The sequence below is a fragment of the Bacillus aerius genome, from assembly GCF_029894105.1.
Classification (GTDB): domain Bacteria; phylum Bacillota; class Bacilli; order Bacillales; family Bacillaceae; genus Bacillus; species Bacillus altitudinis.
The window spans coordinates 366,340-382,705 of sequence record NZ_JARYHO010000001.1; the positions used below are offsets into that span (position 1 = coordinate 366,340).

Genomic DNA, 16,366 nt, shown 5'->3' on the forward strand with positions numbered 1-16,366 from the left:
GAAGGGTGTACGAACATGAAAAACAAAAAGTGGCTAGTTGTTTTATTTGCGGCAATGCTTGCGGTGTTAGCGGCATGCGGCGGAGGCAATCAGAGTGAAGGCAAAGACGAGAAAGTGCTTAAAGTGGGCGCTACAGGCCAAAGCTATCCATTTGCTTATAAAGAAAACGGCAAACTAGTAGGATTTGATGTCGAAGTCACAGAAGCCATTGCGAAAAAGCTAGGCTACAAACTAGACTGGCAGCTGAGTGAATTCAGCGGACTGATGGGCCAGCTGACATCTGGTAAGCTGGATACCGTATCAAACCAAGTTGCGATTACAGATGAGCGTAAACAAACGTTCAACTTTACAGATACGTATGCATACGCAGGAACACAAATCATTGTCAAGAAGGACAACAAGGACATTAAAGGACTTGACGACTTAAAAGGAAAAACGGTGGCGGCTGTTCTTGGCTCAAACCATGCCAAAAACCTAGAGAGCAAAGACCCAGACAAGAAAATCAACATCAAAACATATGAAACACAAGACGGTGTCTTAAATGAAGTCGCAAATGGCCGTGTAGATGCTTACGTCAACGGACGCAGTGTCTTGTTAGCTCAAATTGAAAAAACAGGACTTCCACTCAAAATCGTCGGCAACCCAATCGTATATGAAGAAGTCGGCTACCCATTTGCCAAAGATGAAAAGCACGACAAGCTAAGAGAAGAATTCAATAAAGCGATCAAAGAATTAAGAGAAGACGGAACACTGAAGAAATTGTCTGAGAAATATTTCAAAGATGATGTCACAGTTCCAATTAAAAAATAACAACAGCGGCGGTGAAAAGCAGACATGAATCACATTGATTGGCAGTATATGGTGACGGTTTTTCCAACCTTGATTCAATACTTGCCGATAACGATCTTCATGGCGATTGTCTCCATGGTATTTGCCATTATCATTGGTGTGGTATTCGCGCTTATAACGAAAAACCGGATACCTGTCTTATACCAATTTGCCAAGCTGTATATTTCTTTTTTCAGAGCGGTTCCAACTTTGGTTCAGCTCTTTCTCATTTATTTTGGTCTTCCGCAGCTATTTCCTGCGATGACCTCAATGGATGCCTTAACAGCGGTCATTATCGGTTTAAGTATTAAAAACTCAGCGTACTTAGCAGAAATTTTTAGAGCGGCTCTTAATTCAGTGGATGAAGGGCAGCTTGAGGCCTGTTTATCTGTCGGCATGACAAGATGGCAGTCTTACGTCAGAATTATTTTCCCGCAGGCCGTCAGAAATGCCATTCCAGCGACGGGGAATACCTTTATTGGACTTTTAAAAGAAACATCGCTTGCCTTTACCATTGGGGTGGCAGAAATGTTTGCGCAAGGGAAAATGATTGCATCGGCCAACTATAAGTACTTTGAAACGTATTTAGCGGTTGGCATTGTGTATTGGGTGCTCACCATCATTTATAGTTTCCTACAAGACCTATTTGAACGAAAAATCAGCAAACCTTACCGGAATTAAGGAGGTGTGGACATGATCAAGCTCACCAATTTGAAAAAATCATTCGGCGACCTTGTCGTCTTAGACGGAATTAATCTTGACGTGCAAAAAGGGCAGGTTGTGGCCATTATCGGACCTTCTGGCTCCGGTAAATCAACATTGCTACGCTGTCTAAATCTATTAGAAACGCCAGACGAAGGTACGATTGAAATTGGCGATGCGAAGCTGAATGCGTCTAAATATACACGTAAAGAAGCCCATCACCTGCGTCAGCAAACGGCCATGGTGTTTCAAAACTATAATTTATTCAAAAACAAAACAGCCTTGCAAAACATTACAGAGTCACTGCTTGTGACGAAAAAAATGACAAAACAGCAGGCAAATGAAATCGGTATGAAACTATTGAAACAAGTAGGGCTAGAACAAAAAGCTGACAGCTACCCGGTTACACTATCCGGCGGTCAGCAGCAGCGAATCGGGATTGCCCGTGCGTTAGCGGTTGATCCACATGCGATTTTGCTGGATGAACCAACGTCAGCACTCGATCCAGAACTTGTCTCAGGTGTGCTTCAAGTCATTAAATCCATTGCCATTCAAGAAACAACGATGATCATCGTGACACATGAAATGGCGTTTGCAAGAGAAGTAGCAGATCATGTGATTTTTATGGCAGATGGTCATATCATTGAGCAGGGAACGCCAACCGAACTATTTGACGAAACGCAGAATGAACGAACAAAACGATTTATCCAAAAAGAAGCAGCGGCTGAAGAAGCATAAGCTGCTTTTTACTCTTTAGAGGGGTGAGTATCAGTGAAATCATTAGGAAATGAAGCTTTAAACAAACGTTTAATTAACATGCGCCGAGCGCTTCATGAGCATCCAGAGCTAGCATTTGAAGAGTATGAAACGACAAAAAAACTACGAGGCTGGTTACAAGAGGAAGGGATCACAGTGCTCGATTTCCCAGATCTTCAAACAGGGGTCGTTTGTGAAATCAAAGGAGAACAAGAGGGACCAACGATTGCTCTGAGAGCCGATATTGACGCACTTCCGATCGAAGAAGCATCTGGTGAACCATTTTCTTCAAAGATACAGGGAAAAATGCATGCATGCGGCCATGATTTCCATACCGCTTCGATTTTTGGTGCGGCCGTCCTATTAAACGAACGGAAACATGAGCTCAAGGGAACAGTCCGCATTTTGTTCCAGCCGGCTGAGGAAGTGGCGCAAGGAGCGAAACACGTCATAGAGGCAGGCGTCTTAAATGGAGTCGATGCGATATTTGGTATGCACAATAAACCTAACCTGCCAGTTGGCACCATCGGGATAAGAGAAAAAGCATTAATGGCGAGTGTCGATCGCTTTGAAATTGACATTAAAGGAACGGGTGGTCATGCTGGAATTCCAAATCACACAATTGATCCGATTGCCATCAGCGGTCAGATCACAAGCGCCCTACAGCAAATTGTCAGCCGCCGCATTAGTTCTTTACATCATGCGGTTGTCAGCATCACACGTATTCAAGGCGGCACATCATGGAATGTGATACCTGATCGCGTCGAGATGGAAGGGACCGTTCGGACGTTTGAACCTGAAGTGAGAGCGATGATTCCAGATCTCATGAAACAGATCGTGAGCGGTATCGCAGAAGGATTTGGCGCAAAGGCAGAAGTGAAATGGCATCCGTATTTGCCTTCTGTGATGAATGACGAGCGTTTGACAAAGGTTGTAGAAGAAACGGCAGGAGCACTTGATCTCGCAGTAGTAGAGGCAGAACAGTCACCAGGCGGAGAAGACTTTGCCCTTTACCAAGAACGCATTCCAGGCTTTTTCGTCTGGATGGGGACAAGCGGTACCGAGGAATGGCATCACCCTGCCTTTACGTTAAATGAAGACGCACTCCCTGTTGCCGCTGCCTTCTTTGCCGAGCTTGCGGTTCGGGCGTTGGAGTCAAGATCATGGAACTAACGAAACAGCTCGCAGAGGCAGTGCTATCTGCTGATCCGCTGCAAGATCAACAGGCCGTTCAAATGGCTCGAAACGGTCTGTTAGACGCTGCGGCAGCAGCGCTTGCTGCAAAAGAGGATGAAGGGATTCTGAAACTCATGGCGCTGGTGGAACAAGAAGGCGGCGCGGCTCAAATTCCTGTCATTGGACAAGGGAAGAAGGTCAGCCGTCAATCCGCAGCCATGCTAAATGGCTATCTGATTCACGCCCTTGATTATGATGATGTGCATTCTGATGTGAGAGGACACCCAAGTGCGGTCATCATCCCGGCCTTGCTTTCCCAGCTGACCAACGGGGAGGCGTACGGTGATCGATTTCTATCAGCCTACATTACTGGCGTCGAAGTAATGGCAAGGCTAGGTGAATCCATCGGCAAGTCGCACTATGAGCGGGGCTGGCATAATACCGGAACTCTCGGAGCCATTGCAGCAGTCTGTGCGATTGGTTATTTGAAACAAGTTTCACAGAAAGAGCTGGCGAAAGCGATCGGCTTTGCAGGTGCGCAATCAGCTGGAATGCGAAAGCAGTTTGGGGCTGATATGAAACCATTACAAGCTGGCCTCGCCGCTAAAACCGCCGTATGGTCCATGGATTTAGCTTGTTCAGGTTTTGGCGGGAGTGAATCGCTTCTGGATGGAGAGCTGGGCTTCTTTTCTCTCTATGGGGATCAGAAACTAGCGGAAACACGTCTGCTAGAGGACTATGGCACTGCGTGGCGTATTGTGTCGCCGGGTCTATGGTTTAAAGTGTATCCGTTCTGTTCAGCGGCGCATCATGCAGCCGATGCGATCGAGTCATTGGTACAAGAACACTCTTCCTTACAGGGGAAGATCGAACAGGTCGACGTCATGTTTCCGCCTGGCGGAGATGCCGCACTCACGGAGCGGACACCTTTGACGGGAGAAGAGGGACGATTTAGTGTCGAGTATGTCATCGCACTAGCGGTGTTTGGACAACCTTTATCACTGGATGCTTTTACGAAAAAAGCCATTTCACCAGAGCTGCGGACATGGATGAAGCGGGTAAATAGAGTATATGATCAAACGATAGAACCCCATCCAGACGCAGTGCCAAAAGGACGATTTACGATTGTAAAGCTCACCTTATCTGACGGCACCACCATCAGCAAACGGGTCGATATCCCTCGGGGAGCACCAGGCTGTGCGTTATCGACAGAAGACATCATACAAAAGTTAAGCAGCGTCACCAGCACATCACAGGCAAAGCAGCTTTTACAGGCGGTTGAAGAGGGGAATGACGCTGTCTATCTGAAGTTGCTCGTGTGATATTTAAAAAGCTCATCTTTGGAGATGAGCTTTCAGACCGTAGACAAACCCCACCTTTACTTCAAGTAAAAGTGGGGTTTTCACTTATTTTGATAAAATTGATCAGTCGCTTTACGCTGGACATGGCTCTTTCCATGTCCAGTTTGCTAATTTCTTAAGATTCATGGCAGCGAAAGTAAGCATCGCCTGCATCGAAACTTTTTTCAATCCTCGAAGTTTCGTCCATCGCATTCCATGCTTTTCTTTTGCATCCGCAAAAACGCGTTCAATCGTTTCTTTCCGTTTTGCATAGATGTTCTTATTCATTTCAGTGAGTCTCAGATGGTCTGCTTCGTCTAGGTAGTCCTGCCAAATATGTCGGTGAATCTGTTTGGTGTGATTTTGACTTTGTGTACAGTTATCTAGAAACGAGCAGGATTTACATACCTCTGAATCGGACGCATATTGCTTATATCCCTCTCTAGTCGTTGTACGATAAGAAAGAATTTGCCCGTTTGGGCAAATGTAACAATCAACATGTGCGTCATATACGTATTCATTCTTTTTCAAGTAACCAGCTTTTGTTTTCGGGCGAGTGTAAGGCATGACAGGTCTTATCTCTTGATCCATTAAAAACTTGGCGATATAAGGTGTTTTATATCCAGCATCCACTGCGACTACATTGGGTTTTCCGACTTTCTTTGTCACCTTTGATACGAGTGAATCTAACATACGACTATCATGAACATTTCCACCAGTGACCAGTGTTCCTAAAATAAATCCTTTTGAATCACAAGCCGTATGAAATGAATAAGCAAATAACTTTTCACGTTCATCCTTTACATAGTAGCCACTCTCTGGGTCAGTTGTACTGACCTTGATTTCTTTTTTCTCTTCTTTATTCTGTAGGGGTAACGGCTTTTTTCCATGTTCCTCACGATCAACATTGATCTCCTCATGAAGCTGATTTTGATAACTTCTCGTTTCTACTCGAACAATTTTCTTTTCAAGTTTTTTCTTATTGGCGTTCGCTTTTACATGAGTTGAGTCAATGAAAGCGATAGATGGATCAACGAGACCTTTTTTCATCGCTTCTCTTAAGATTCGATAAAAAATTTGTTCGAATAAATCTGTATCATGAAAGCGTCTCACGTAGTTCTTACCGAAGGTAGAAAAGTGCGGAATTTTCTCTGAAAACCCATACCCAATAAACCAACGATAAGCAACATTGGTTTCAATTTCTTTAATGGTTTGACGCATAGAACGAATGCCAAATAGATATTGGATCAAAACCATTTTAATAAGAACAACGGGATCCACACTTGGTCTACCGTTATCAGAACTATAATGATCTTTGACAAGATCATAAACAAAATCAAAATCGATCGCTTGATCAATTTTTCGTACAAGATGATCTTCAGGCACTAATTCATCTAAGGCCACGACTTCTAATTGATTTCTTCTTTCTTCTTCACGTTTCGATAACATGTTCATCCCCCACAGAAATGTGTTATTGACCTTATTATACAAAAAAGCGTGTAGACTTTGTCTACACGCTGCAGGCTGTCGAGAAAATCTCGACAGCTTTATTTTTTCCCTTAAATTTTCCACTACCCCATTTTATAATAGAGAAAAGCATACTAAAGGAAGGTGTTTTTCTCATGTTCCACACTAGAAATTCTTCTCAGCACGAAGCCGAATTTGTATTGCTAGATCAACTGGTCGAAGAGGATCACCTGCTTCGTAAAATTGATCAGTACATTGATTTTTCATTTATCGTAGATAAAGTAAGACCGTATTATAGCGAGAATAAAGGTCGTCCTTCTCTTGATCCACTTATTTTGTTCAAAATGATGTTTATCGGATACCTGTACGGTATCCGTTCTGAAAGACAACTTGAAAAAGAAATTTACTATAACATGGCGTATAGATGGTTTTTAGGTTTGAACATCAATGACCCCGTTCCTCATCACTCGACCATTAGCTGGAATCGTCGTACTCGATTCAAAGATACAACGATTTTTCAAGACATTTTCGACGAGATTGTGCTTCAAGCTATCAATCATGATATGGTAGGAGGCCGCGTTCTTTTTACTGATTCAACTCATCTTAAAGCCAATGCCAATAAACATAAATATATGAGAAAAACGATTGAACAAGATACCCAGAACTATATAAATGATTTAGAAGAAGCGATCCAAGAAGATCGGGTGGCACACGGAAAAAAGCCCTTAAAGGTAAAAGAGGAGGTGAAAACGGAAAAAGACATTCGTCAAAGTACGACTGATCCTGAAAGTGGCTATCTTTATCGTGAAAACAAACCGGAAGGCTTTTTCTACCTAGACCACCGTACAACGGATATGAAGTACAATATCATCACGGATGCCCACATCACGCCCGGTAATGTCCATGATTCTGTTCCGTATCTTGATCGGTTGGATCACCAAATCGCACGATTTGGTTTTCAAGTAGAAGCTGTTGCCCTTGATTCTGGTTATTTGACGACCCCAATCTGTAAAGGTTTATCAGATCGCCGTATTTTTGGTGTCATCGCACATAGACGCTTTCATCCAACAAGAGGTTTATTTGAGAAGTGGAAATTCAAGTATGACTCTGAACATGATCATTACATATGCCCAAATGGTGAGAAGCTATTATATACAACAACTGATCGAAAGGGTTATCGATTCTACAAATCAGATCCTAAAAAATGTGCATCGTGTTCTTTCCTTGAAAGATGCACAAGGTCGAAAAATCATCAAAAAGTCATCTCAAGACACATATGGGAAGAACATAAAGAAAAGATCAGACAAAATCGTCTATCTGTCTCTGGAAAAGAGCTATATAAAAAAAGAAAAGAAAAAATAGAGCGAAGCTTTGCAGATTCAAAACAACTGCACGGGCTTCGCTACTGCCGGTTGAGGGGAAAACAAAATGTGAGTGAGCAAGTTCTTCTCACAGCTGCCTGTCAGAACATGAAGAAGATTGCCACACATCTAGCGAAGCTAGGTTAGGTGTGTGGGAGGCCTTTTTCATTCAATCTCATCCATCATCATTACGATGAAAATAAAAAAGATTGTAGAAAAACATGAGTTTCTCTACAATCTGAAGCGTGTAGACTTTGTCTACACGCTGAAAGCTCATCTTTGGAGATGAGCTTTTTAAATGTCCTTATTCTTATATGAGTGAATACACCTATGACGTCAAAGAAGATATTCTCTTCGTCAGGTAACAATTGATCTTGATCTACAACAATCACATTTAAAAACGACCCTATTCTATGACAGAGGCAAAACGAGTTTTATCTTTTAGGTGTATTTTTAAAGGTATTAAATCGCAAATCGACGAATTTAGTAGTACGTTTAAAGATTTAAATCATTGAAACGAAGGGAGTATGAAATGTTAACGATTCGTCGTATCTATCAAAAAAATTATCCTAAAGGAAAACAAGTATATTATCAATATACATCTGAAAAATACTATGATATTCATATGGAAACCAGTCACAATGGTTGGAACATCTCCCTTACAGAAGAAGAATTTGAAGCGCCAGTTAAAAAAAATCTAAAAGAGGAGATTTTCGATCCATATAAAGAGGGTTCAGAGGTTTACGTGTCAGAGATGAATGGTGAAGAAACTGGAATTATAGTCATTCAACACATGAAATGGAATAATACATTACTCATTCATGATTTATATGTGGATAAACAATTTAAAAGAAAAGGTATTGGCAGCACTTTCATTAAAATGGCAAAAAAACGCGCTCGTGAATTGAGAGTTAGAATGATTGTATTAGAAACCCAATCATCCAATTTTCCAGCTATCCAGTTTTATTTGAAAAATGGCTTTCAACTGATTGGATTAAATGTCAACTCTTATTCAAATGAAGATATGAAGAAAAAGGAAATTCGCATCGAAATGGGGTGCCTTATAGAAAATCACAATTAGCTTCGTTAGGGCACACCCGCCCTCGATATGCATGTCCAGTTCCAAACTGTTTTATATAGACCATTTATAACGATCAGGAAGCGTGTCATTTCATTCTTTTACTTCATGGGAGACTTCTTCTTCTCAAAGAACGTAAATGACACTGTCCTCATCTTAGACTATCCTCTACAATTCCTTCATTTTTCCATTCTACTATATTAAAAAAGAACAATGTGATTCCCCAAAATGTCAGCTCCATCAAAAAGTATGAATAAAAGATGACCAAAGCATGATAAGTTCATGAAATCGTATCAATCCAATTGAGATTTGAGAAGGAACATGTAAAATAAAGCTACATAAAGAAAAACAAAGGCAACAGCGGAGGCTGATGATGAAAATATTAATGATTGAAGATAACCAGAGTGTTTGTACAATGACGGATATGTTTTTTCAACGAGAAGGGTTTCAAGCGGAATTCGTCCATGATGGATTAGAAGGATTGAATCGATTTAAGCAAGAGGAGGATTGGGATCTGCTCATCTTAGATGTCATGCTTCCTTCAATGGATGGTCTGACCATTTGTCAAAAAGTACGCCAGATCAGTGATGTTCCGATTATTATGCTGACAGCAAAGGAAACGGAATCTGATCAGGTGCTGGGCTTCGATCTTGGGGCAGATGATTATGTGACAAAACCCTTTAGTCCGCTCACCTTAATGGCAAGAATCAAAGCAGTGAAACGACGTTTTGCTCAAACAACATCTACTCAAGAAGGAGCGAAAGAGGACGAACGGCTAGAGACCGAACATTTTCAGTTAGATAAAAAAACGAGAGAAGTGTTTCTAGAGGGGAAAAGGATCGAAAATTTAACGCCAAAGGAATACGATCTGCTGTGCTTTTTTATACAGCATCCTCGGCAAGTATTTTCACGAGAACAATTGCTTGAGCAAATTTGGGGATACCAATTTTATGGTGATGAACGAACAGTTGATGTTCATATTAAACGGTTGCGCCAAAAAATCGGAGACGGACCTAAGCCCTTTCTATATACGGTATGGGGCGTAGGGTATAAGTTCGATGAAGATTAAATATTTTTACCAGTTGCTGATTAGTCACCTTGGGTTATTGCTCATTGCCATCATTATTATCAGCACCCTCATGTCTCATTTTGTAAAAGATATTGCCTATCAAAATAGGGTAGACGAAATGAGTTCGTATGGGAATGAAATTTTGGAGAATTTTAAACAACTGTCGAAAGCCGAGATGAACTTCCGTTTGCGTCCATTTGAAGACATTCTTTCGACAAGACAAATCCGTTTTTTCGTCTTTGATGAAAAAGGGACTGTGCTGTCTCAGCAGCAAGAGATGCCACCGCATGAAGCGTTACTCACAAAAGATTTGTGGGCCAAGCTTGCAAAAGGAGAAGAAATCATAGTCAAGCGAAGTGATTCGCGCCGGCTTGATCAAGAAGCATCACTTGTGGCACTTCCTGTCATGGAAGACGGAAAGCTGAAGGGCGGGGTGGTGCTCATAGCTCCTATTCAAGGAGCAGAAGAGCTGATTGCTCAAATGAACCGGTATTTATATATCATCGTGTTTGTGGCATTGACGATTACCTTTATTCTCAGTCTGTTTCTGTCGAAGTTCCATGTGAATCGTATCAAAAAACTGAGAGAGGCAACTGAGAAAATTGCGCATGGTGACTACAACATTCATCTTGAAAACAAACACCTTGATGAAATTGGCACACTAGGTGAGGATTTTAATATGATGGCCAACCGTCTTCAACGGTCAAGAGAGGAAATTGACCGGCTTGAAAAACGGAGACGCCAATTCATTGCGGATGTGTCTCACGAATTGAAAACACCGCTGACGACCATTCGAGGATTGGTCGAATGGCTGAATACTGCGGATGTGCCGACAGAAGAGAAAGAGAAATGCTATGCGCTCATCACTGATGAGACAAAACGAATGTTGCGTCTCGTCAATGAAAATATGGATTATGAGAAAATCAGGTCGAATCAAATTACCCTTCAAAAATTTCACTATCCACTCATTGATACGTTTGAAGTGATTAAGGAGCAGCTGAGCCGAATGGCTGAAGAGAAAAACAATCAGCTCATGGTAGAGGTTCACCCTGAACAAAAGGTATACGCAGATTATGACCGGCTCATTCAAATCCTCGTCAACATCACAAAGAACGCCATTCAATTTACAGAAGGCGGCCGTATTTCTTTGACAGGGAAAGAAGAGAATGGGGAAACGATCATTGAAGTAGAAGATACGGGAATCGGCATTGCACCTGAAGAAGTCAAACACATTTGGGAACGTTTTTATAAAGCGGATATTTCGAGAACGAATACACCATATGGAGAATACGGACTTGGCCTGTCGATTGTCAAGCAGCTTGTGGACTTGCACGACGGACATATCGATTTAAAAAGCGAAAAACATAAGGGGACAACATTTATCATTCGATTGCCGCTACCACAGAAAAAGGGCTAAACTCTGTTTAGCCTCAGCGTGTAGACAAACCCTCGCATTCGGTGTCAGTCCTGCGTGCCGGTGCTCACGAATGTGAAATTCGCTCCGCGCCGGTACTCGTCTTTCCTAGACTGCAAAGGTTTTCTATCACGCTGAAAAGAAGAAAAAGGACTAAACTCGGTTTAGCCCTTTTTGGTGTATCATCACTTATTCTGTTTTGGAGAACGTTAGGCCGATATGGGCAAGTGCCTGCGGTAAATCCTTACGAATGGTGATGTCTTTAAATGAAATATTCGATTGAATCGCACTCAGCGCAAGGTCTTGCTTAATTCCTGTTAAAACAGCTGAAATGCCTAACAGTCTTAACGTTTGCGCATAGCTGACCAAGTATTGAATGCTTTGTTCATTGAGTCGTTTTGTCCCTGAAACATCAATGACCAAATGAGAGAGCGACAGCCTGTAGCTTTCCTGTAAAATGGTTTCTAAAATATGCTGCGCACGTGTCTCTTCGATATCACCAAGAAGAGGGAGCACGGCGACACCGTCAACAACAGGTACGATCGGTACAGATAATTGCTGAATCTGCCGATTGGCCTGGTCGAGTTCTAAGACGTAACTCAACAAAGATGCCATCGTTTCAAACATATGAACATGCTCTTCTGTAAATTGCTGCGGCCTTAGGTCAAGTCCACAAATTGTTCCATAGTTCGTACCATCAGTAAAATCGATGGGAACCCCAATAAATGAGCCGCCTTGCAGCTGTTTCGTGACGTCTAAGTTTTTTGAACGCTCGTCCAAGCGGATATCAGGGATCAACAGCGTATCGCGATGATCGACCGCCAGCTTGCAAAATGTCTTCTCGTAAGGATTTTCTTCTCCTTCTTCAAGAAGCTGCTCGTCATGATTTAGCACCTTCACAATCTGATTGGTGTTTTGATCATTTTTAGCAATAAACAGTGTATTCATATGAATGAATTGACTCATCATGTTTAAAATACTTGTAGAAGCATCATGAAAATTGCGAAACTGTTTTAATAGTTGTTGACGAGGCATGGATTAGGACTCCTTGTAGCTCCGATCAATGGCCGGAACAATAGTTGATTTGTCTCTATCATACAAAATCAAACGAGAAATAGATATACTTTAATGCGCAAATCGTGCGAGATCAAAAAGACTGCCGATCCGGAGATCTGACAGTCTGCTGATTAAATGGTGACAGGCACCGTGGACATAGAGAAAAATTCCTCATATAAGGCTTGAACGGCTTCTTTTTCTTGAGCCGCTTTGACGCCAAACATCATGCTCACCTCTGAAGAGCCTTGGTTGATCATTTCAATATTCACTTTGGCTTTTGACAGTGCTTTTGCCGCTCTTGCTGTTGTACCAACATTATGACGCATCGCTTCTCCTACGACCATAATAAGCGAGAGGTTCCGCTCTAAAACCACTTCATCTGCATCAAGCACAAGCTTTAATCGGTCTAAAAGCTCTTGTTCAATCTGCTGCTCCTCCAGCTGATCCTGCCTTAAAATAATGGTCATATCATCAATGCCAGAAGGCACGTGTTCATACGTAAGTCCATATTCCTCTAACGTTTGCAACACCTTACGTCCAAAGCCCACTTCTCGGTTCATCAAATACTTACTGATATAAATACTGCAAAATCCATTGTCTGATGCGATTCCCACAACAGGGCCATTCGTATGATCCCGTTGATTTACAATTTTTGTGCCTTTTGCAGTTGGATTATTGGTGTTCTTAATCTGAACAGGAATGCCTGCCCGAAAGGCTGGAATAAGTGCCTCATCATGAAATACAGAAAAACCCGCATAGGACAATTCACGCATTTCTCGATACGTCAGCTCTGTGATTTCCTTTGGCTCATGAACGATCGTTGGATTGACGGCGTAGACTGCATCCACATCCGTAAAGTTTTCATACACATCTGCCTTTAGTCCATTTGCCAAAATGGAACCGGTAATGTCTGATCCACTACGGGAAAAAGTGACGATATCACCCGCTAGACTAAAACCGAAAAAGCCAGGAAACACAATAATGCCAGAGCGTTCTCTTAATTTGTACAAATGATCATACGATTCTGGAAGGACTTGCGCTTGACCAGGCTCGTCGCTGACAAATAGACCGGCTTCTTTTGGATTCACATAGTGCGCTTCGACGCCTTGATGCTGAAAGTAGGCTGCAATCAGCTTTGCGTTATTATCTTCACCGCTTGCTTTAATCGCATCAAGATACCGCTCAGGATGAGAAGAATCAGCCTGTAATAACGTGTTTACATCTTGCCGGATGGTGTCAATAATGTCTTGACCTAATCCCAGCTCATCCGCAATCGAGGCATATCGCTCGATGACAGCTTCTTGTAAATCGTGTGCTTCACCTAAACGTAAATATTGTTCACCGCAGCTAATTAATAGATCGGTGACCTTCGTATCCGTTGAATGCCGTTTTCCTGGTGCGGAAACAACGACTGCTTTTCGAGCTGGATCTGCTGTGACAATGTCAAATACCTTTTGCAGCTGCTTGTCAGAAGCAAGAGAACTGCCACCAAATTTAACGACCTTCAATGCATACATCTCCTATAGTAAAAATTTTCTCACAAATTGAATAGTTTCTATTATCAACTCTTTTCTTCAAATTATCAAGGTTTTTCTTCTCTGAATGAACAAATGTATTTTTGGAGAGGACGTTATGTGTGAATAGATGAAAAAAGAGCCGGCGATATGCCGAGCTCTTTGTCTTTATGAAGAAGAGGACGAAGAAGATAGCTCCTGCTTCATCACTTTGTTTTTACGTTTTTCTTTTAAGAAGAATGAAAGGACGAGTCCAATGACCGCAATAGCACCAGACACGATAAATGACGTATTCATACCATGAACGGCTGACTTCATTGGATCGGATAATGCTGCATTGGCAGCAGAGCTGCTCATAATGGAGACAAGCACAGCCGTCCCGATAGAGCCGCCCATTTGTCTCATCGTATTATTCATTGCTGTCCCGTGCGGAATCAAATGCGGTGGTAACGAGTTAATACCGGCTGTTGTCAGCGGCATCATGATCATCCCAACCCCGATTAAGCGAAGTGTGTAGGCCACTGTAATGAGGGCAATCGATGAATCAAGGTTCAGCATCATAAATGGCAGGGAAGTGACAGCTAATATCGTAAACCCGCCTAGAGCCAGCCCTTTACCGCCTACTTTGTCAAAAATTCGTCCGATAATCGGTGATAGGAATCCCATAAAGAGAGCCCCTGGCAATAAGATCAGCCCTGTATCAAGGGCAGATAACCCTCTGACATTCTGCGTATAGAGCGGCAGAATCGTCTCTGTTCCAATCAGTAAGGCAAAGACGAGCATACCGAGGAAGGTCGTTAAGCTAAAGATCGCAAACTTAAAGACGCCAAACTCAAGCATCGGTCTTTTCAAATTCGACTGACGCAGGATAAAGAAGAACAAGCTCACAGCACCGACAATGAGTGAAATCAGAACGGTCGCACTCGTCCAACCATACGTTCCGACACTTGAAAATCCGTACAGCAGTCCGCCAAATCCGAAGGAAGACAGGATCACCGATAAGACATCGATACGAGTGTCTCTTTGCTGTGTGACATTTTTCATTAAGAAGAAAGCAAGAATGAGATCAATAATACCGATTGGAAGAACAATATAGAATAAGAACTTCCAGCTAAAGGAATCGACAATCCAGCCGCCAAGTGTTGGTCCAAGCGCCGGTGCGAATGAAATCACTAGTCCGACCATACCCATGGCTTGCCCGCGTTTTTCTTTTGGGAAAATGGTTAAAAAGATCGTTTGCATGAGCGGCATCAAAATCCCTGCGCCAGCTGCCTGGACGATACGTGCTGCAAGTAGCACCGGGAAATTCGTGGCGAACGAAGCAAGAATGGTACCTGCTGTAAAAATGCTAAGAGCCGTTAAGACTAAGGAACGGCTTGAAAATTTCTCAATTAAAAAGGCCGTAATTGGGATGAGAATCCCGTTTGTCAGCATAAAGGCTGTGGTCAGCCATTGGCCTTTACTGACATCAATATTGAACTCTTCCATGATATGCGGGATCGCTGGAATGAGAAGCGTTTGGTTTAAGATCGCAACGAACGCCCCAACGAGGAAAATCCCAACAATCACAGACCGGTTATACGATGTTGTTGATTGGTTCATATTATCCCTTCTTTATCTATAAAATAATGCTTTTCAGCTGTGACACATTTTGAGATAAAACGCTGTGTTTGCCTAAATAATCAAGCAATGAGCTGATTAAAAAGGTTCTCGGTTGGTCCTTTGACAGTTCTTGACTCAGCAGTTCAAACGCAGAGAGGAGATCGTCCTTTTCTTCTCCATTTGAGAGTGTGTGAAGCTCTTGTTTCATCTTTGTTAAGTACGAGATGACAAGCTTTTCTTCATCATATTCTTCCTGTGTGGAAAGCAAATAAGAGTCCATCAGCTGATCTGTTAACACAGGCTCAATGGAGCAAGGCTTTATTGATACACGGTCCATCACACCGATGATCATTTCGGCGGCATTTTCTAATTGGATGTTCTTGTGCTCAATCGCCAACATCAAGATGAATTCTCTCATTAATCCGTTGAGGACAATCACAAGATCCCACACATAAGGCGCAACAGATTCGCCATATGTGCTTAAAATGATGTCTCTGTGTCGCTGCATGATAATGGAGCGTGTCTCACGTAAATGCTTAATGACGATGGGCGAATGCTGTGAAAAAGCTTCAAAGGACAGCATATTCAAAAATTTATGATTCTCTTTAAACTCTTCAAGCTCAAGCTTAATCTTTTTTGTGAATTTTTCCTTTTTGGACAGCGTCGTTTCGGAATGAATGATCTGAGAAATCTCTCTCATTTTGCGCTGATTGTATTTAATCAGTTCCAATAGAAGAGCTTCCTTTGAATCAAACAGTTTATAAATAGACGCTTTTGACATTTTACAGGCATCAGCAATTGACTGCATGGAGACACTCATATAGCCTTTTTGAGAAAATAATTTCTTCGATACCCGCAAAATCTCTTCTTGCTTTTCGTTCATCTTCATAAGTCCTTTCCGAATCGGCAAAACCATATGGTCACAATGGAAACCGAGTGGTCACTTTTGCTATGATAACAAAACCAATGGCACATGACAAGAAAATGAACTTAAAAAAATACC

General features: G+C 42.2%; 14 protein-coding genes. 9 read left to right on the plus strand and 5 right to left on the minus strand.

Features of this window, described 5'->3' with window-relative positions; genetic code table 11:
* Positions 1-15 precede the first annotated feature (15 nt).
* From M2353_RS01710 to M2353_RS01730, 5 genes are read left to right on the plus strand one after another with little or no spacing between them, the layout of a single operon-like run.
* The gene (locus tag M2353_RS01710; protein ID WP_008347268.1) at positions 16-810 is read left to right on the plus strand and encodes an amino acid ABC transporter substrate-binding protein; all 795 of its coding nucleotides are present in this window, start codon (positions 16-18) and stop codon (positions 808-810) included.
* Between the two features lie 24 nt (positions 811-834).
* The gene (locus M2353_RS01715; RefSeq protein WP_007498163.1) at positions 835-1,509 is read left to right on the plus strand and encodes an amino acid ABC transporter permease; all 675 of its coding nucleotides are present in this window, start codon (positions 835-837) and stop codon (positions 1,507-1,509) included.
* Between the two features lie 12 nt (positions 1,510-1,521).
* The gene (locus M2353_RS01720) at positions 1,522-2,268 is read left to right on the plus strand and encodes an amino acid ABC transporter ATP-binding protein (protein WP_024720189.1); all 747 of its coding nucleotides are present in this window, start codon (positions 1,522-1,524) and stop codon (positions 2,266-2,268) included.
* A 33-nt stretch (positions 2,269-2,301) separates the two neighbouring features.
* Entirely contained in the window at positions 2,302-3,459 is a 1,158-nt protein-coding gene (locus M2353_RS01725; RefSeq protein ID WP_284724818.1) for an amidohydrolase, read from the plus strand.
* On the plus strand, positions 3,450-4,784 hold the full coding sequence (locus M2353_RS01730) for an MmgE/PrpD family protein (protein WP_284724819.1): 1,335 nt from the start codon (positions 3,450-3,452) through the stop codon (positions 4,782-4,784). The genes M2353_RS01725 and M2353_RS01730 overlap by 10 nt, the downstream gene beginning before the upstream one ends.
* Positions 4,785-4,895: 111 nt before the next feature.
* On the opposite strand, the gene M2353_RS01735 is transcribed toward M2353_RS01730, so the two are convergent.
* Positions 4,896-6,251: an IS1182 family transposase gene (locus M2353_RS01735; protein ID WP_047947312.1), complete on the minus strand. Its 1,356-nt coding sequence runs from the start codon at positions 6,249-6,251 to the stop codon at positions 4,896-4,898.
* 173 nt (positions 6,252-6,424) lie between these two features.
* Here M2353_RS01735 and M2353_RS01740 point away from each other — a divergent pair, with 173 nt between their 5' ends.
* From M2353_RS01740 to M2353_RS01755, 4 genes are all read left to right on the plus strand, one after another.
* Positions 6,425-7,777: an IS1182 family transposase gene (locus M2353_RS01740; protein WP_096880954.1), complete on the plus strand. Its 1,353-nt coding sequence runs from the start codon at positions 6,425-6,427 to the stop codon at positions 7,775-7,777.
* Between the two features lie 385 nt (positions 7,778-8,162).
* Positions 8,163-8,711 carry a GNAT family N-acetyltransferase gene (locus M2353_RS01745; RefSeq protein ID WP_284724820.1) on the plus strand — a complete coding sequence of 183 codons (549 nt, stop codon included), beginning with the start codon at positions 8,163-8,165 and terminating at the stop codon, positions 8,709-8,711.
* A 370-nt stretch (positions 8,712-9,081) separates the two neighbouring features.
* A complete protein-coding gene (locus tag M2353_RS01750; protein WP_024720193.1) occupies positions 9,082-9,777 on the plus strand; it encodes a response regulator transcription factor in 696 nt (231 codons plus the stop codon).
* Entirely contained in the window at positions 9,767-11,194 is a 1,428-nt protein-coding gene (locus tag M2353_RS01755) for an ATP-binding protein (RefSeq protein ID WP_284724821.1), read from the plus strand. Before M2353_RS01750 ends, M2353_RS01755 begins: the two co-directional genes overlap by 11 nt.
* Positions 11,195-11,380: 186 nt before the next feature.
* Here M2353_RS01755 and M2353_RS01760 read toward each other — a convergent pair whose 3' ends face one another.
* The 4 genes from M2353_RS01760 to M2353_RS01775 form a co-directional block, all read right to left on the minus strand.
* Positions 11,381-12,226, minus strand: coding sequence for a GAF domain-containing protein (locus tag M2353_RS01760; RefSeq protein WP_024720194.1), 846 nt, complete (start codon positions 12,224-12,226; stop codon positions 11,381-11,383).
* Between the two features lie 152 nt (positions 12,227-12,378).
* On the minus strand, positions 12,379-13,755 hold the full coding sequence (locus M2353_RS01765) for an aspartate kinase (RefSeq protein ID WP_284724822.1): 1,377 nt from the start codon (positions 13,753-13,755) through the stop codon (positions 12,379-12,381).
* A 174-nt stretch (positions 13,756-13,929) separates the two neighbouring features.
* Positions 13,930-15,363: an MDR family MFS transporter gene (locus M2353_RS01770; protein WP_017358520.1), complete on the minus strand. Its 1,434-nt coding sequence runs from the start codon at positions 15,361-15,363 to the stop codon at positions 13,930-13,932.
* 16 nt (positions 15,364-15,379) lie between these two features.
* Positions 15,380-16,246, minus strand: coding sequence for a TetR/AcrR family transcriptional regulator (locus M2353_RS01775; protein WP_284724823.1), 867 nt, complete (start codon positions 16,244-16,246; stop codon positions 15,380-15,382).
* Positions 16,247-16,366 lie beyond the last annotated feature (120 nt).